The organism is Ralstonia flaminis, from assembly GCF_958415495.1.
GTDB lineage: Bacteria > Pseudomonadota > Gammaproteobacteria > Burkholderiales > Burkholderiaceae > Ralstonia > Ralstonia flaminis.
Window position 1 is genome coordinate 395,161 of sequence record NZ_CATZLL010000003.1, and the last position, 14,324, is coordinate 409,484.

General features: G+C 63.6%; 14 protein-coding genes. 8 read left to right on the forward strand and 6 right to left on the reverse strand.

Features of this window, described 5'->3' with window-relative positions:
• The first annotated feature begins 152 nt into the window (after positions 1-152).
• The 3 genes from R2N11_RS06635 to R2N11_RS06645 all read left to right on the forward strand — a co-directional run bounded on the left by R2N11_RS06635 (position 153) and on the right by R2N11_RS06645 (position 3,848).
• Complete coding sequence (locus R2N11_RS06635; RefSeq protein ID WP_316680556.1) at positions 153-902, forward strand: electron transfer flavoprotein subunit beta/FixA family protein; 750 nt, start codon at positions 153-155, stop codon at positions 900-902.
• Positions 903-953: 51 nt separating this feature from the next.
• Positions 954-1,889, forward strand: a complete 936-nt coding sequence (locus R2N11_RS06640) for an electron transfer flavoprotein subunit alpha/FixB family protein (protein WP_316680557.1) — start codon at positions 954-956, stop codon at positions 1,887-1,889.
• A gap of 174 nt (positions 1,890-2,063) precedes the next feature.
• Positions 2,064-3,848, forward strand: coding sequence for an acyl-CoA dehydrogenase (locus R2N11_RS06645; protein WP_316680558.1), 1,785 nt, complete (start codon positions 2,064-2,066; stop codon positions 3,846-3,848).
• Between the two features lie 63 nt (positions 3,849-3,911).
• On the opposite strand, the gene R2N11_RS06650 is transcribed toward R2N11_RS06645, so the two are convergent.
• Positions 3,912-5,333 (reverse strand): cytochrome P450, encoded by a 1,422-nt coding sequence (locus tag R2N11_RS06650; protein WP_316680559.1) that lies wholly within the window; start codon positions 5,331-5,333, stop codon positions 3,912-3,914.
• A 173-nt stretch (positions 5,334-5,506) separates the two neighbouring features.
• Between R2N11_RS06650 and R2N11_RS06655 the strand changes: the two genes are divergently transcribed.
• Complete coding sequence (locus R2N11_RS06655) at positions 5,507-6,379, forward strand: AraC family transcriptional regulator (RefSeq protein WP_316680560.1); 873 nt, start codon at positions 5,507-5,509, stop codon at positions 6,377-6,379.
• Positions 6,380-6,411: 32 nt separating this feature from the next.
• Entirely contained in the window at positions 6,412-6,780 is a 369-nt protein-coding gene (locus R2N11_RS06660; RefSeq protein ID WP_199031462.1) for a nuclear transport factor 2 family protein, read from the forward strand.
• 52 nt (positions 6,781-6,832) lie between these two features.
• Here the strand turns inward: R2N11_RS06660 and R2N11_RS06665 are convergent, their stop codons facing one another.
• On the reverse strand, positions 6,833-8,122 hold the full coding sequence (locus R2N11_RS06665; protein ID WP_316680561.1) for a D-amino acid dehydrogenase: 1,290 nt from the start codon (positions 8,120-8,122) through the stop codon (positions 6,833-6,835).
• A 122-nt stretch (positions 8,123-8,244) separates the two neighbouring features.
• On the opposite strand from R2N11_RS06665, the gene R2N11_RS06670 reads away from it, so the two are divergent.
• The 3 genes from R2N11_RS06670 (at position 8,245) to R2N11_RS06680 (ending at position 11,641) form a co-directional block, all read left to right on the forward strand.
• Positions 8,245-8,742 carry an Lrp/AsnC ligand binding domain-containing protein gene (locus R2N11_RS06670; RefSeq protein ID WP_039596350.1) on the forward strand — a complete coding sequence of 166 codons (498 nt, stop codon included), beginning with the start codon at positions 8,245-8,247 and terminating at the stop codon, positions 8,740-8,742.
• Between the two features lie 72 nt (positions 8,743-8,814).
• On the forward strand, positions 8,815-10,434 hold the full coding sequence (locus R2N11_RS06675) for an alkaline phosphatase D family protein (RefSeq protein ID WP_316680562.1): 1,620 nt from the start codon (positions 8,815-8,817) through the stop codon (positions 10,432-10,434).
• A gap of 82 nt (positions 10,435-10,516) precedes the next feature.
• Positions 10,517-11,641 carry a PA0069 family radical SAM protein gene (locus R2N11_RS06680; RefSeq protein ID WP_316680563.1) on the forward strand — a complete coding sequence of 375 codons (1,125 nt, stop codon included), beginning with the start codon at positions 10,517-10,519 and terminating at the stop codon, positions 11,639-11,641.
• A gap of 12 nt (positions 11,642-11,653) precedes the next feature.
• On the opposite strand, the gene R2N11_RS06685 is transcribed toward R2N11_RS06680, so the two are convergent.
• From R2N11_RS06685 to R2N11_RS06700, 4 genes are all read right to left on the reverse strand, one after another.
• Positions 11,654-12,109, reverse strand: a complete 456-nt coding sequence (locus R2N11_RS06685; RefSeq protein ID WP_199031458.1) for an NINE protein — start codon at positions 12,107-12,109, stop codon at positions 11,654-11,656.
• Between the two features lie 190 nt (positions 12,110-12,299).
• The gene (locus R2N11_RS06690; protein ID WP_316680564.1) at positions 12,300-12,482 is read right to left on the reverse strand and encodes a hypothetical protein; all 183 of its coding nucleotides are present in this window, start codon (positions 12,480-12,482) and stop codon (positions 12,300-12,302) included.
• Positions 12,483-12,614: 132 nt separating this feature from the next.
• On the reverse strand, positions 12,615-13,016 hold the full coding sequence (locus R2N11_RS06695) for a hypothetical protein (RefSeq protein ID WP_199031456.1): 402 nt from the start codon (positions 13,014-13,016) through the stop codon (positions 12,615-12,617).
• A 192-nt stretch (positions 13,017-13,208) separates the two neighbouring features.
• On the reverse strand, positions 13,209-14,285 hold the full coding sequence (locus R2N11_RS06700; protein WP_316680591.1) for a PQQ-dependent sugar dehydrogenase: 1,077 nt from the start codon (positions 14,283-14,285) through the stop codon (positions 13,209-13,211).
• Positions 14,286-14,324: the final 39 nt, after the last annotated feature.

Below are 14,324 nucleotides of genomic sequence, written 5' to 3' on the forward strand. Positions count from 1 at the left end.
CCCCAACAAATTGCCGGACGTTTGACTGGTGTCCGGCAATTTTTCACGGTTAAAATAGCACGACCGTTCGGAAATTTAACGCGAGCGACCGACCGCCCTTATAATGGCCGGCGTCTTGTAACAAATGTCTTATTAATGAGTGGAGTGAGCGCATGAAAGTCCTGGTCGCAGTCAAGCGCGTGATCGATTACAACGTGAAGGTTCGCGTGAAGACGGACGGTAGCGGTGTCGATCTTGCCAACGTCAAGATGAGCATGAACCCGTTCGACGAAATCGCCGTGGAAGAGGCGGTGCGTTTGAAAGAAGCGGGCGTTGCCACCGAAGTGATCGCCGTGTCGTGCGGCGTGACGCAGTGCCAGGAAACCCTGCGCACCGCCATGGCCATCGGTGCCGACCGTGGCATCCTGGTTGAAACCAACGAAGAACTGCAGCCGCTGGCTGTCGCCAAGCTGCTCAAGGCACTGGTCGACAAGGAGCAGCCGCAGCTGATCATCCTGGGCAAGCAAGCCATTGATGACGACGCCAACCAGACCGGCCAGATGCTGGCGGCGCTGGCCGGCCTGCCGCAAGCCACGTTTGCCTCGAAGGTGGTCGTGGCCGATGGCAAGGCATCCGTCACGCGTGAAGTGGACGGTGGTCTGGAAACCCTGTCGGTCAAGCTGCCGGCCGTGGTTACCACCGACCTGCGCCTGAACGAGCCGCGCTACGTGACGCTGCCGAACATCATGAAGGCCAAGAAGAAGCAACTCGACACGGTCAAGCCGGAAGACCTGGGTGTGGACGTGGCACCGCGCCTGAAGACGCTGAAGGTGGTTGAGCCCGCCAAGCGCAGCGCTGGCGTGATGGTGCCCGACGTGGCCACGCTGGTCGCCAAGCTCAAGACCGAAGCGAAGGTGCTGTAAGCAGTCTCCTGACTGCACGCAACTTCAAGCACACCGAACAGGCAGATCAAGATGACCGCACTCGTTATTGCTGAACACGACAACCAATCCATCAAGGCCGCGACGCTGAACACCGTGACGGCAGCCGCTCAATGCGGCGGCGAAGTCCACGTGCTGGTGGCTGGCGCTGGCTGCGGCGCCGCCGCCCAGGCTGCCGCGCAGATCGCCGGCGTTGCCAAGGTGCTGGTGGCCGACGCACCCCAGTTTGCCGATGGTCTGGCCGAGAACGTCGCCGAACAGGCCCTGGCCATCGCCGGCAACTACAGCCACATCCTGGCGCCCGCCACCGCCTACGGCAAGAACATCCTGCCGCGCGTGGCCGCCAAGCTGGACGTGGCCCAACTGTCCGACATCACCAAGGTCGACAGCCCTGACACCTTCGAGCGCCCGATCTACGCCGGCAACGCGATTGCCACCGTGCAATCGGCCGACAAGGTGAAGGTGATCACCGTGCGCGGCACGGCGTTCGACCCGGCTGCTGCGACCGGCGGTTCGGCTGCAACAGAGAACCTGACCGCCGTGGCGGATGCCGGCATCTCGCAATTCGTCTCGCGCGAAGTGACGAAGAGCGACCGCCCGGAACTGACCGCCGCCAAGATCATCGTGTCGGGTGGCCGTGGCGTAGGCTCGGGCGAGAACTACACCAAGGTGCTGACCCCGCTGGCGGACAAGCTGGGCGCCGCACTGGGGGCCTCGCGTGCCGCGGTGGACGCCGGCTTCGTACCGAACGACTATCAGGTTGGCCAGACCGGCAAGATCGTCGCGCCGCAGCTGTACATCGCCGTCGGTATTTCGGGCGCGATCCAGCACTTGGCCGGCATGAAGGACTCCAAGGTGATCGTTGCGATCAACAAGGATCCGGAAGCGCCGATCTTCCAGGTGGCTGACTACGGCCTCGTGGGCGACCTGAACACCGTGGTGCCGGAGCTGGTGACCGCACTGGGCTGATTGCACCGTGCAGCGCGCATCGTCTGACGCGCGCTGCAATGAACGCCCCACGCAAAGCCGTTTCCGACCTTGTTTGGAAGCGGCTTTTTTATACGCGAGCGCCATCAGGAGAGTGCATCACGATGCCGGTGACGCACTCCCCTGATCGCGCTTAACGAAGGATTGGAGAGAGACATGACCTATCAAGCCCCCGTCAAGGACATGCTGTTCGTAATGAACGAACTGGCCGGCCTGGACAACGTGGCCAAGCTGCCCGGCTTCGAAGACGCAACCGCCGACACTGCGCAAGCCGTGTTGGAAGAGAGCGCGCGCTTTACCGGTGAAGTCGTCGCGCCGCTCAACGTGGAAGGTGACCGCAACCCGAGCAGCTGGAAGGACGGCGTCGTGACGGCTACGCCCGGTTTCAAGGAGGCCTTCGCGCAGTTCGGCCAGGGTGGCTGGCAAGGCGTGCAGCACCCGGTGGAATACGGCGGTCAGGGCCTGCCCAAGCTGATCGCCACGGCATGCATCGAAATGCTGAACGCGGCCAACCTGTCGTTCGCGCTGTGCCCGCTGCTGACTGACGGGGCTATTGAGGCGCTGCTCACCGCCGGCACCGAAGAGCAGAAGCAACTGTTCGTACCCAAGCTCATCTCCGGCGAGTGGACCGGCACGATGAACCTGACCGAGCCGCAGGCCGGCTCCGACCTGGCACTCGTGCGCACGCGCGCCGAGCCGGTGGGCGATGGCACGTTCAAAATCTTCGGTACGAAGATCTTCATCACCTGGGGTGAACACGACATGGCCGAGAACATCGTCCACCTCGTGCTGGCACGTACGCCGGGTGCGCCGGAAGGTGTGAAGGGCATCTCGCTGTTCGTGGTGCCGAAGTTCCTCGTCAATGCAGATGGTTCGCTGGGTGCGCGCAACGATGCGCATTGCGTGTCGATCGAGCACAAGCTCGGCATCAAGGCGAGCCCGACGGCCGTGCTGCAATTTGGCGACAACGGTGGCGCCATCGGCACACTGGTCGGCGAAGAAAACCGAGGCCTTGAGTACATGTTCATCATGATGAACGCCGCGCGCTATGCGGTGGGCATGCAGGGCATCGGCGTGTCGGAGCGTGCGTATCAGAAGGCCGTGGCCTATGCGCGCGAGCGCGTGCAGAGCCGCCCGGTGGATGGCTCGGCGGCCCGCGCGGTGCCGATCATTCATCACCCAGACGTCAAGCGCATGCTGTTGACGATGCGCGCGATGACCGAAGGCGCCCGCGCGCTGGCCTATGTGGCTGCCGCCGCGTGCGATGCCGGCCACCATGCTGCCGATGACGCTGCGCGCAAGCAGAACGAAGCGTTGTATGAATTCCTTGTGCCGATCGTGAAGGGCTGGAGCACCGAGATGTCGATCGACGTGACGAGCCTGGGCGTGCAGGTGCACGGTGGCATGGGCTTCATTGAAGAGACCGGCGCCGCGCAGTACTACCGCGATGCGCGCATCCTGCCGATCTACGAAGGCACCACGGCCATTCAGGCAAACGACCTGATCGGCCGCAAGACGGTACGTGATGGCGGCGCTGTGGCGCTGGGCATCTGCGCCGAGATCGCCAAGGTGGAGGCTGCACTGGCAGCGAAGGGCGGTGCGCATTGCGAAGCGATGCGTGCACGTCTGGCGGCAGGCCGCGAGGCAATGGAATCGGTGGTGCGCTTCGTGGTGGCGCAGACCAAGGCGCAACCGAACGCCGTGTTCGCGGGCAGCGTGCCGTATCTGCGTCTGTGCGGCATCGTGCTATCGGGCTGGCAGATGGCGCGTGCGCTGCTGGTGGCCATCGATCGCGAGAGCGAAGACCCGAACTTCTATGGCGCGAAGATCGCCACGGCTCGGGTGTTTGCCGACGTGCTGCTCACCCAGGCGCCGGGCATTGCGCAGAGCGTGCTGACCGGCGGCGAGACCATTGGTGCGGTGCCGGAAGCGCAGTTCTAAGCGGCGCTTGCGGGCATGAAAAAAGGGAGGCTTCGGCCTCCCTTTTCGTTGGCGCGCTGATGATCAAACCGGCGCGATCGCCAGGTGCAGCGGTTGATCCGGTCGCAACGTAACGTTCATCACGGGGCGCGGTGCTTGCATGTTGTCTGGCGGCAACAACGTGAGGCGCTGCAGCAACATCGCGGCAATGACCGTCATCTCAGACATGGCCAGATGCTGCCCGAGGCAGACACGCGGGCCGGTGCCAAAGGGTAGATAGGCGCCGCGTGGCACTTCCGGTGCATCTGCGGCAAAACGTTCAGGGCGAAAGGCCTGCGGCTCCGGAAACCAGCGCGGGTCGTGGTGCATCAACTGCACCGGAACCAGGAACATGGTGCGCGCTGGCAATTGCCACGCACCCAGGGTGATGGGCTGCGTGCTCCGGCGGCTGACGAGCAATGGGGCGGCGGGGTAGAGGCGCAGCGTCTCCTTGATTGTCTGCGTGAGGTAGGGCAGCGAGGTGAGCGTATCGGCGTCGGGTGCGCGACCTTGCAGTGCGTGCTGGACTTCTTCGCGTGCAAGGGCCTGCGCAGCCGGGTTCGACGCCATGCACCAGGCCCACCAGATCAGGGTGGCTGCAGTGGTTTCGTGCCCCGCCAGGAACGCGGTCATGCATTCGTCGCGCACGGCGTGCAGCGGCCACGCTGTTGCGTCGTCTCGATGGAGCTGCAGCAGGCGGGTCAGCAAATCGTCGGGCCAGGCATCTTGCGGTAAGGCCAATCGTGTTTGTACGTGGCGATCGATCAAGCCGTGCAGTTCCATGAGGGCATGCCTCTTTGCGCGCTTCCAGGGCGCCCAGTCCGGCCAGCTTGCGGGCCAGTAGAACTCGGCGTTGGCGGCGGCCCCGACGACACGGATGGCTTGCTCTGCAATGCGGGCCTCTTCGCCGATTTCGCTGGAGAACATCATCCGCGTGATGACGTCCATGGCCAGCGACGTGATCGCACTTTCCATCGGAAAGCGAGCGTCGCGTTTTGGCCATTGCGCGAGCGCTTTATCAGTGGCTGCGGCAATGGTGGGCACAAAGGCCTGGACGGCCTTGGGGGAGAAGCTCGGCTGCAGGGCGTGCCGCTTGCCACGCCAGGCCTCTCCCTCGGCGATCAGCACACTCCGGCCATGCAACTGCGCAAACACGCGGATGCCGCGCTCCCAGCGGACGAGCGCATCGTGGTGCGTCACCAGCAGTTCACGCGCGAGCGTCGGGTCGGTCACGACGATTTCATGTTCGGGCCAGAAACGCAGATGCACAACGTCACCGAACTCGCGTTGCCAGGCTGCCAGCGTCCCCAGCAAATCGCGCGACATGCGGGCGAGCAGGCTCCAGCCGGTCAGGCCGACAGGGGGGCCTGGGGGCCATACGCCGAGCGGATGGGCAGATGGGGCAGACGGCGCTGGCGATGATGTCTTCCCGTGGTACGGGCATTGGCTGGACGAGGTCGGATTCACGTGTGATCTCCGGGTGCGCGGGTGTGTTTGAGCATGCCTGGCATTGTTCGCCTGCCGACGTGACCTGTCTTGAACGCAAACGACATCGACACCGGTCTGGCGTCTGCCTATACTGCGCCGCCATGTCCTCCCAATTCGAGTGCCCGGACCCTCTCGCACGAGCGCCGCGTGTCATGCCCGATAGCCGCGTACCGGGCACGCGCCTGCATCTCGCACCGCCTGCTTTGCAGGGCGCCATTGTGGCCATTCTCTGCCGCGACACGCGTGCCTTTGCACTGACCGATGCGCAGCGCCTGACCCATTTCCCCGCCTCACCGATGGTGTCGCTGTCCTGGTTTCAGGACTTCGAGGCGGGACTTGTCGAGCGCACCGATGGCGGCCCGCAATGGCGACCGTTTGGTGCGCAGGTCGTGCTCTCAGGTAGTCAGTCCCTGCCCACGGTGAGTTGGGCACCGATTACCGGGCGTGGCGGCATGATCTGCTTGACGGCGGATGTTGCGCAGACCTTGTTTGGCGTTGACCTAGCTGTGGTCGCAGACCGTTTCGTTGACGCCCATGCGGTACTGGGCACCGTATGGCAGCCGTTGTTGGATGCATTGCTCGACACCCACGACGATGCGGATGTGCTGGCCGTACTGGAGCAGCATCTTGTCGCGCGCTGGCACGCGCTTCAGGGGCCGGACACGGTGGTGTCGTCGCTGCGCAGGGCTGGCCGTCATTGGGTGGAGCGGCTGGGTTGGCAGGCCCACGAGTGGCGTCGAACCCATAGTCCGCGCCAAGTGGAGCGCCGTATCAAGACATTCAGCGGACGGTCCTTGCGGGAATGGCAGTCGCTGGTGAAAAGCGAAGGGGCGTACTTTGCGGCGATGGACCGGCACGCGGCAGGCCTGCCGTTCGATTGGGCTGCATTGGCGCAGGATGAGGGCTTTGCCGATCAGGCGCATCTGAGCCGCACGGCCAAGCGCATCACGGGTTTTTCGCCGAGCGAGTTTGTCGAACGCTTTGTTGAAGACGAAGCGTTCTGGGCGTACCGATTGTGGGTTTGATCTAACCAAAGCACCGCGGAGGCGCACGCAACATGGACGACATTTCTATCATCGGGCAATACGAAGATGCGCTTCGGGCCGCCATGCTCGCCAACGACATCGCAGCACTCGCGGAACTGCTGGACGATGACCTCGTGTTCACCGGCCCCGATGGGCGGGTGCTCTCGAAGGCAGACGATCTATTGGCCCATCGAGAGAAGCTGTTGCGATTGGACCGGCTGGACATCCGCGAAACGCAGACCCATCGCATCGGAGAGATGATCCTGACCACCACGCAGGCGGCACTGGCGGGGCACTTTGGATTGATGGCGTTCGACGGTGTGTTCGCCTACACGCGGCTGTGGAAGCAATCTGGTGGGCGCTGGAGAGTTGTGGCGGGACATGGCGCCAAGATTGGATAAACAAAAAAGGGAGGCTTCGGCCTCCCTTTCTGATGGTTGCGGTGCCTGGCGATCAGGCCAGCGCAGGCTTGGTCGCAGGCATCGGCGCGCCGCCCAGGTAGCGATACACCGACAGATCATCTGCGCGGATGGCAGGCGAGCGGCCCGACACCAGATCCGACAGCAGCTTGCCCGAGCCGCACGCCATGGTCCAACCCAGCGTGCCGTGGCCAGTGTTGAGCCACAGGCCACGCACCGGTGTCTGGCCGACGATCGGCGTGCCGTCCGGCGTCATCGGGCGCAGGCCGGTCCAGAACGACGCGCGCGACACATCGCCCGCACCTGGGAAGAGATCGTTGACGACGAACTCCAGCGTGTTGCGCTTGCCCGAGTCCAGGCGCTTGTCGTAACCGACGATCTGCGCCATGCCGCCCACGCGGATGCGGTCGTCAAAGCGGGTGACGGCCACCTTGTAGGTTTCGTCCAGGATGGTGGAGACGGGGCTCTTGGCCGCGTCCGTCATTGGTACGGTGATCGAGAAGCCCTTGAGCGGGTACACCGGCACGTTCACCAGGTTTTTCAGGAACGGCGTGCTGTAGCTGCCCAGCGCCACGACCACGAGGTCGGCTTCAACCGGCTGACCATCGACCAGCGCGCCGCGCACGGCGTCGTTCTTGAAGATCAGGCTGTTGATGGTGCTGTTGAAACGGAAGCGCACGCCCAACTGCTCGGCCATCGCGGCCAGGCGCGTGGTGAAGAGCTGGCAATCGCCTGTTTCGTCATTGGGTAGGCGCAAGCCACCGGCCAGCTTGTGGCGGGTCGAGGCCAGGCCTGGTTCACTGCGCACGAGGTCTTCGCGCGAAAGCAGTTCGTAGGGCACGCCGGCGCGCTCGAGCACGGCGATGTCGTTCGCGGCGCCGTCGAGCTGTTGCTGGGTGCGGAAGATTTGCAGCGTGCCTTGCTGGCGGCCTTCATAGGCGATGCTGGTGTCGGCGCGCAACTCGCGGATGCAGTCGCGGCTGTACTCAGCCAGGCGAACCATGCGCTCCTTGTTTTGCGCATAGCTGGCGGCATCACAGTTGCGCAGCATCTGCCACATCCACTTGAGCTGGAAGAGGGTGCCGTCAGGGCGGATCGTCAGCGGCGCGTGCTTCTGGAACATCCACTTGATGGCCTTGAGCGGCACGCCCGGCGCGGCCCAAGGCGATGCGTAGCCCGGCGAGATCTGTCCGGCATTGGCAAAACTCGTCTCCAGCGCCGGACCGGCTTCACGGTCGACGACAGTGACCTCATGGCCGGCGCGGGCCAGGTAATAGGCGCTTGTCACGCCGATCACGCCACTGCCAAGAACGAGCACGCGCATGGTGATACTCCCCGGAGATGCATTTACGATAGATGCCGCTATCGTATTCGTACCTATCCAGTCATTGTTTCTGTATATTTTCAGGAAACAGGAACAATTTCGATTTTGGGGTGTTTTTCACCATGCGAACCCAGCGCAAGCCCGTCCGGGCCCTCGACAAGCTTGATCGCCGCATCCTCGACCTGCTGCAAAAGGACGGGCGGCTCTCCATGAAGGAGCTGTCCGAGGCGGTTGGGCTGACCATCACGCCGTGCATCGAGCGCGTCAAACGCCTGGAGCGCGAGGGCTTCATCCTTGGCTACTACGCACGCCTGAACCCGGCCATGCTGGGTGCTTCGCTGCTGGTGTTTGTGGAGATCAGCCTGGGCAGCAAAGCCGGCAACATGTTCGAGCAGTTCCGGCGCGAGGTGCTGCGTATCCCGGAGGTGCTGGAGTGCCACCTCGTCTCTGGCGATTTCGATTACCTCATCAAGGCGCGTATCCGCGAGATGGGCGAGTACCGGCGCCTGCTGGGCGATATCCTGTTGCAGCTCCCGGGCGCGGTGCAGTCCAAGAGCTACATCGTGATGGAGGAGATCAAGGAGACGCTTGCCATCGACGTGACCGAAGAGGGCGGGTGACGTAGCGCTGTCACGGAAGCGACTTACGCTGGGCGGCACCCTCACCACTCAACGCCAACCTGCGGAGCCGCCATGTCCGACCAGCCGATCTTCAAGCCGACCCGCCGCACGCTCATCAAGGGTCTTGTTTCTGCCAGCGGCACTGCGCTGCTCGGCGCTCGCATGGCTGACGTACTGGCACAGGGCGTTGCGCCCGCCGCAGTCACTTCCGAACGCCTGCGCCCACAACTGCCCGGCGGCGTGATGAGCGGCGACATCACTGCCAACAGCGCCATCGTCTGGAGCCGTACCGATCGCCCGGCGCGCATGATCGTTGAATATTCGACCGATGCCGCCTTCAAGAAAGTCGTGCGCCGCGTTGGTCCGACGGCCATCGAAACCAGCGGACTGACCGCGCGCGTCGATCTCACCGGCTTGCCTACCGGTGCGAACCTGTTCTACCGCGTCCGCTTCCAGGATCTCGTGCACGAGAAAGCGTTCAGCGAACCCGTCGTCGGCCGTTTCCGTACCGCGCCTGTGCATGCGAATCGCCCGATCTGCTTCGTGTTCTCCGGCGACGAAGCCGGCCAGGGCTGGGGCATCAACGAGCGCTTCGGCGGCTACCGCCTATACGAAGCCATGCGCCGTGAGTCGCCGGATTTCTTCATCCACTCCGGTGACCAGATCTATGCCGATGGCCCGATCGAAGCCGAAGTGAAGCTGCCCGACGGTTCACTGTGGACCAACCTTGTCACCGAAGCCAAGTCGCATGTCGCGCAAACGCTCGACGACTACCGCGGCGCCTTCGCCTACAACCAGCTCGACAAGAACAAGCGCGCGTTTTCCGCCGAGGTGCCGTTCCTGGTGCAGTGGGACGACCACGAAGTGCGCAACAACTGGTACCCCGGCCAGCAGATCGGCCCGGAAGAAAAGCGCTATCAGGAGCGCAGCGCATCGGTGCTGGCCGCGCGCGCAAAGCAGGCGATGTTCGAGTACAACCCGTTCCGCTTCAACCCGGTTGACCCGGAGCAGATCTATCGCGCATTCCAGTACGGCCCGCTGCTCGACGTGTTCATGCTGGACGAGCGCAGCTACCGCGGCCGCAACTCGCCCAACCGCCAGACCACGCTGGATGCCGATTCCGCCTTCCTCGGCCCGAAGCAGACGGCGTGGCTCAAGCAATCGCTCAAGCAATCGAAGGCGACGTGGAAGGTGATTGCGAGCGACATGCCGATCTCGCTGGTGGTGCCTGACCTGAACCCTGATGTGCCAAAGGGTACCTACGAAGCGTGGGCGAATGCGGATGACGGCGCGCCGTCCGGCCGTGAGCTGGAACTGGCCGAGATCCTGCGCTTTATCAAGCAAGAGAACATCCAAAACGTGGTGTGGGTGACGGCCGACGTGCACTACGCGCAGGCTACGTACTACCACCCATCGCGCGCCAAGTTCACGGAGTTCAAGCCGTTCTGGGAATTCGTCGGTGGGCCGATTAACGCGGGCACGTTCGGGCCGAACGAAGTGGATCAGACGTTCGGGCCGGACCTGCGCTATGTCAGCATCCCGAAGGACAATCCGCAGAACCAGTCGCCAGCTGCGCTGCAGCAGTACTACGGTCGCGCCAAGATTGATCCGGCCACGCGCACGATGCACGTGTCGCTGCACGACCTCGATGGCAAATCGCTCTGGGAAGTGAAGCTCGACCCGGAGGCGTAGCCGGCGCCACTCACAGCGCAGCGGAGCCGGATGCGATAGGATCAGCAAGCCCCCGCACCTGATCCGTTCCGCTGTGTCCGATATGTCTGATCGCCACGTCCCCCGCAAGGGACGCGGCGCCACCTCCAATCTGCAAGGCCGCTTTGAACGCGACGAACGTACGCGCGTCGATGACGGCTGGCAGCCACTCGTCGGGCAATTCGATTCGGAAGACACCCCGCCGCGCATCGAGACCTCTGTCTCGATCGAGCGAGCGCGCTCGATCCTGAGCCACAACCAATCGCCGGACATTCCGTTTGGGGTGTCGCTCAATCCGTATCGCGGCTGCGAACACGGGTGTGTGTACTGCTTTGCACGGCCAACGCATGCGTATCTGGAGCTGTCACCGGGGCTGGATTTCGAGACCAAGCTGTTCGCCAAGACCAATGCCGCCGAGGTGCTGCGCGAAACGCTCGCCAAGCCCGGCTACCGTTGCGAGGCGATTGCGCTCGGCGTGAACACCGACGCCTATCAGCCCATCGAGCGCGAGCTGCGCATCACGCGTGATGTGCTGCAGGTGCTGCACGATTGCGATCATCCGGTCGGGCTCATCACCAAGTCGACGTTAATCGAACGCGATATCGATCTACTGGCGCCGATGGCAACAAAGAATCTCGTTGTTGCCGCCGTGACCATCACGACACTGGATTCGGATCTCGCGCGCAAGCTTGAGCCGCGGGCAGCCACGCCATCGCGCCGCCTGCGTACGATCCGCACGTTGGCTGAGGCTGGCATTCCGGTGGGGGTGAGTGTGGCGCCAATGATCCCCTTCGTCACCGACGACCATATGGAGCAGATCCTGGAAGCCGCGCGCGAGGCAGGCGCCACGTACGCGAGCTACATCGTGCTACGCCTGCCGAATGAGCTGAACGCGGTGTTCCAGGATTGGCTGATGGCGCATTTTCCCGACCGCGCGCAACGCGTGATGAACCGTATCCGTGACCTGCACGGCGGTCAGGATTACAAGGCCGATTTCGCCACGCGCATGCGCGGCACTGGTATCTGGGCCGATCTACTGCGGCAGCGCTTCTACAAGACGGCTGACAAGCTCGGCTTCAACTACCACCGCTACAACGAGCTGGTGCTCGACACCTCGCAGTTCAAACCGCCCGCGCGTGCCGTCAAACCAAGAAAACCCGTCGACGAGCGTCAGGGCAGTCTGTTCTGAGCGAACACAGGATTACTGCGACAACTCCTTCGCTGCCTGTACCTGCGTTTCGAAGTAGGTTTGGAACGTGATGGCGAGGCCGGCCATCAGTAGGCCCGTGCCGATCATCAGTGTGAGGATGGTCAGCAGCACGACTGGCCAGCCCGAGCGTGTGGGCGTGCCGTCAGCGTTGAACTGCGCATCCCATTTGTCGTCCGGGCGCAGGCCATACACCAGCGCCGACAGAAAGCCTGCCAGCACCGAAGCCCCGCCGATGATTGCGCAGACCCAGCCTGGCACGCTGGCGCGCTGGGTCGAGAGCAGCAGTGCTACGCCAACCGCACCGAGCGCCATGGCAAAGACTTGCGACCACGCCCAGAAATCACGCCCGCCTTTGAGATAGAAACGATGCGCGCCCACGCTTCCGAACAGGAAGGCGAGCAGCACGGTCAGCAGCTTGGATTTTTTCTGGAGAGCGGTCGTAGGCATGGCAGGCGGAGAACACACGGCAGGACAACACAGCGCCGCGCATTCTACGCCCAACATGAACCGCGGCGCAGCTTAGGGGCAGCACCGGGGGCGCGTCTCAAAGACACATCAGCAATCGGGGGAGGTGGCCTTCAGTTCGGCCGGACGCGCACAGCGCTGCGATGGGGCTGCGGCGGGGAGGGTAGGGGCGCTAAATCGGGACCAGACGCAGCGATGGCACACTCAGTGAGGCCGTCAGGTCTTGCAGCAATTGGGGCGCCTGTTGGCGCAGGCTGACTTCGCCGTAGAGTAAGTGGGCAAGCATCAGCATGAAGGCCGAGGTCCATATCAGACCCAGCAGAAGCCGCATATGGCGGTGGAATTGGGACAGCATTGAAGCACCTGTTGTCGTTGTGATTGGTGTGATGGAAGAGGCACGCCAAACGTGTGCCGTCTACCATTCAATACGACTGAGGTGCTCCGGGCAAGTTCCGCAATGTGAAATTCGGGCGGATAAGTGCGACGTTCAGCCCCGACGCGAGCCGCGCCAGTCGCCGCCCCGATCGCCATTGCCGCGTTCCTGGTGCATGCGCTCGCGTTCCTGTTGCTGCTGCCAGTCACCACGGCCGCCGCCTTCGCGGGGCTGTACGCGGCCGTTGAGACGGTCATCGGCACGCGCGCGTGCTTCCATGCGCTCCATCTGTGCGCGGATGCGGGCTTGGTCAGCTCGCGCATCGACAAAGAACATCTGCGCTACCAACGGGCGCGCTTGCGGCGCAGCATTGGCGGGTTGCGCCCATGTCGGCATGGCGGTTTCTGCGAAGGCAACGGCGGCCTGACGCGCCGATGCGTTGGCTGCCAGGGCGCCCGCAGAGGCGACGATCAGAACACCTGTCGCCAAGGGGCGAAGCAATGCGCGGATCGGCATGGCTATCTCCTGTCTGACGAGGGTTCGAAATCGTCACGTACCACTGCTGTTCCAGCTTGAGCGAGAGAGCGGCAGCACGTGTTCATGCCTGTCAATGTAAGGCTTCACTCAGGTCGCATCCACTGTCCAAAGGTTTCGTGTGTAACGAGATGTTTCCCGCACGCTTTGCCCAGGCGGTAGGCGACGCTTGCGTCATTTCCCGATGTAGCGGATGCGGTACACGGCGCCAGCGTAGTCGTCCGCCACGAGCAGGCTGCCATCTGGCGCGACGAGCACATCGGCGGGGCGTCCCCATACGCGCTCGCCTGGTTGCAACCAGCCTTGCGCGAAGGGCTCTTGCCGGACGACTTTGCCCGTTTCATCCAGCACCACACGCATCACGCGATAGCCGACCTTGGACGAGCGGTTCCACGAGCCATGCTCCGCAATGAAGATGTTGTTGCGATACTCGGCCGGGAAGTGACTGCCGGTGTAGAAACGCATGCCGAGCGCTGCCACGTGCGCGCCCAGCTTGGCGACCGGCGGCACGTAGTTGCTGCAGGGGTGGCCTGCGCCGAACTCTGGATCAGGAACATCGCCGGCATGGCAGAACGGATAGCCGAAATGCGGGTTGGGCGCGGTGATGCGGTTGAGCTCGTCGTCGGGCACGTCGTCGCCCATCATGTCGCGGCCGTTGTCGGTGAACCACAGCTCGTGCGTCTTCGGATGCCAGTCAAAGCCGACCGTGTTGCGGATGCCGCGTGCGACCAACTCCAGGCCGCTGCCGTCCGCGTTCATGCGCATCAGGTTGGCGTAGCGGTTTTCATCGGGGCGGCAGATGTTGCAGGGCGCGCCCACTGGCACATACAGCTTGCCATCGGGGCCGAAGGCGATGAATTTCCAGCCGTGATGCGTCTCTGTGGGCAGCTTGTCGTTGACGACCACCGACTCGGGCGGATTGTCGAGGCGCTTGTCGATGCCATCAAGTCGCACGATGCGCGACACGGCCGACATATACAGGCTGTCGTCACGCCAGGCCACCCCTACGGGCTGTTGCAGGCCGGAAGCCACCACATGCACTGGCGCGCCAGGTTTCTGCAGCGACATCGCGTAGACTTTTCCCGCGCGGCTGCCCACATACAGCGTGCCTGCAGGGGAGATCACCATCTCACGTGCCGAGGGCATCTCATCGGTCAGCACTTCAATCTGGAAGCCTGGCGGCACGTGCAGCGTTTCGATTGGCAGCTTGGCCATCGCCGGCAGCGCCGCACCAAGCCAAGTTGCGAGCACAATGGCGACCCGCACGTACCGTCCGCGCCACGCAGACCG

Excerpts from the sequence above, each read along its gene's own strand:
- R2N11_RS06695 (WP_199031456.1), bottom strand. The coding sequence starts at position 13,016 with ATGCCGATCCGCGCATTGCTTCGCCCCTTGGCGACAGGTGTTCTGATC.
- R2N11_RS06635 (WP_316680556.1), top strand. The coding sequence starts at position 153 with ATGAAAGTCCTGGTCGCAGTCAAGCGCGTGATCGATTACAACGTGAAG.
- R2N11_RS06640 (WP_316680557.1), top strand. The coding sequence starts at position 954 with ATGACCGCACTCGTTATTGCTGAACACGACAACCAATCCATCAAGGCC.
- R2N11_RS06655 (WP_316680560.1), top strand. The coding sequence starts at position 5,507 with ATGCCCGATAGCCGCGTACCGGGCACGCGCCTGCATCTCGCACCGCCT.
- R2N11_RS06690 (WP_316680564.1), bottom strand. The coding sequence starts at position 12,482 with ATGCTGTCCCAATTCCACCGCCATATGCGGCTTCTGCTGGGTCTGATA.
- R2N11_RS06665 (WP_316680561.1), bottom strand. The coding sequence starts at position 8,122 with ATGCGCGTGCTCGTTCTTGGCAGTGGCGTGATCGGCGTGACAAGCGCC.
- R2N11_RS06675 (WP_316680562.1), top strand. The coding sequence starts at position 8,815 with ATGTCCGACCAGCCGATCTTCAAGCCGACCCGCCGCACGCTCATCAAG.
- R2N11_RS06645 (WP_316680558.1), top strand. The coding sequence starts at position 2,064 with ATGACCTATCAAGCCCCCGTCAAGGACATGCTGTTCGTAATGAACGAA.
- R2N11_RS06685 (WP_199031458.1), bottom strand. The coding sequence starts at position 12,109 with ATGCCTACGACCGCTCTCCAGAAAAAATCCAAGCTGCTGACCGTGCTG.
- R2N11_RS06680 (WP_316680563.1), top strand. The coding sequence starts at position 10,517 with ATGTCTGATCGCCACGTCCCCCGCAAGGGACGCGGCGCCACCTCCAAT.
- R2N11_RS06660 (WP_199031462.1), top strand. The coding sequence starts at position 6,412 with ATGGACGACATTTCTATCATCGGGCAATACGAAGATGCGCTTCGGGCC.
- R2N11_RS06670 (WP_039596350.1), top strand. The coding sequence starts at position 8,245 with ATGCGAACCCAGCGCAAGCCCGTCCGGGCCCTCGACAAGCTTGATCGC.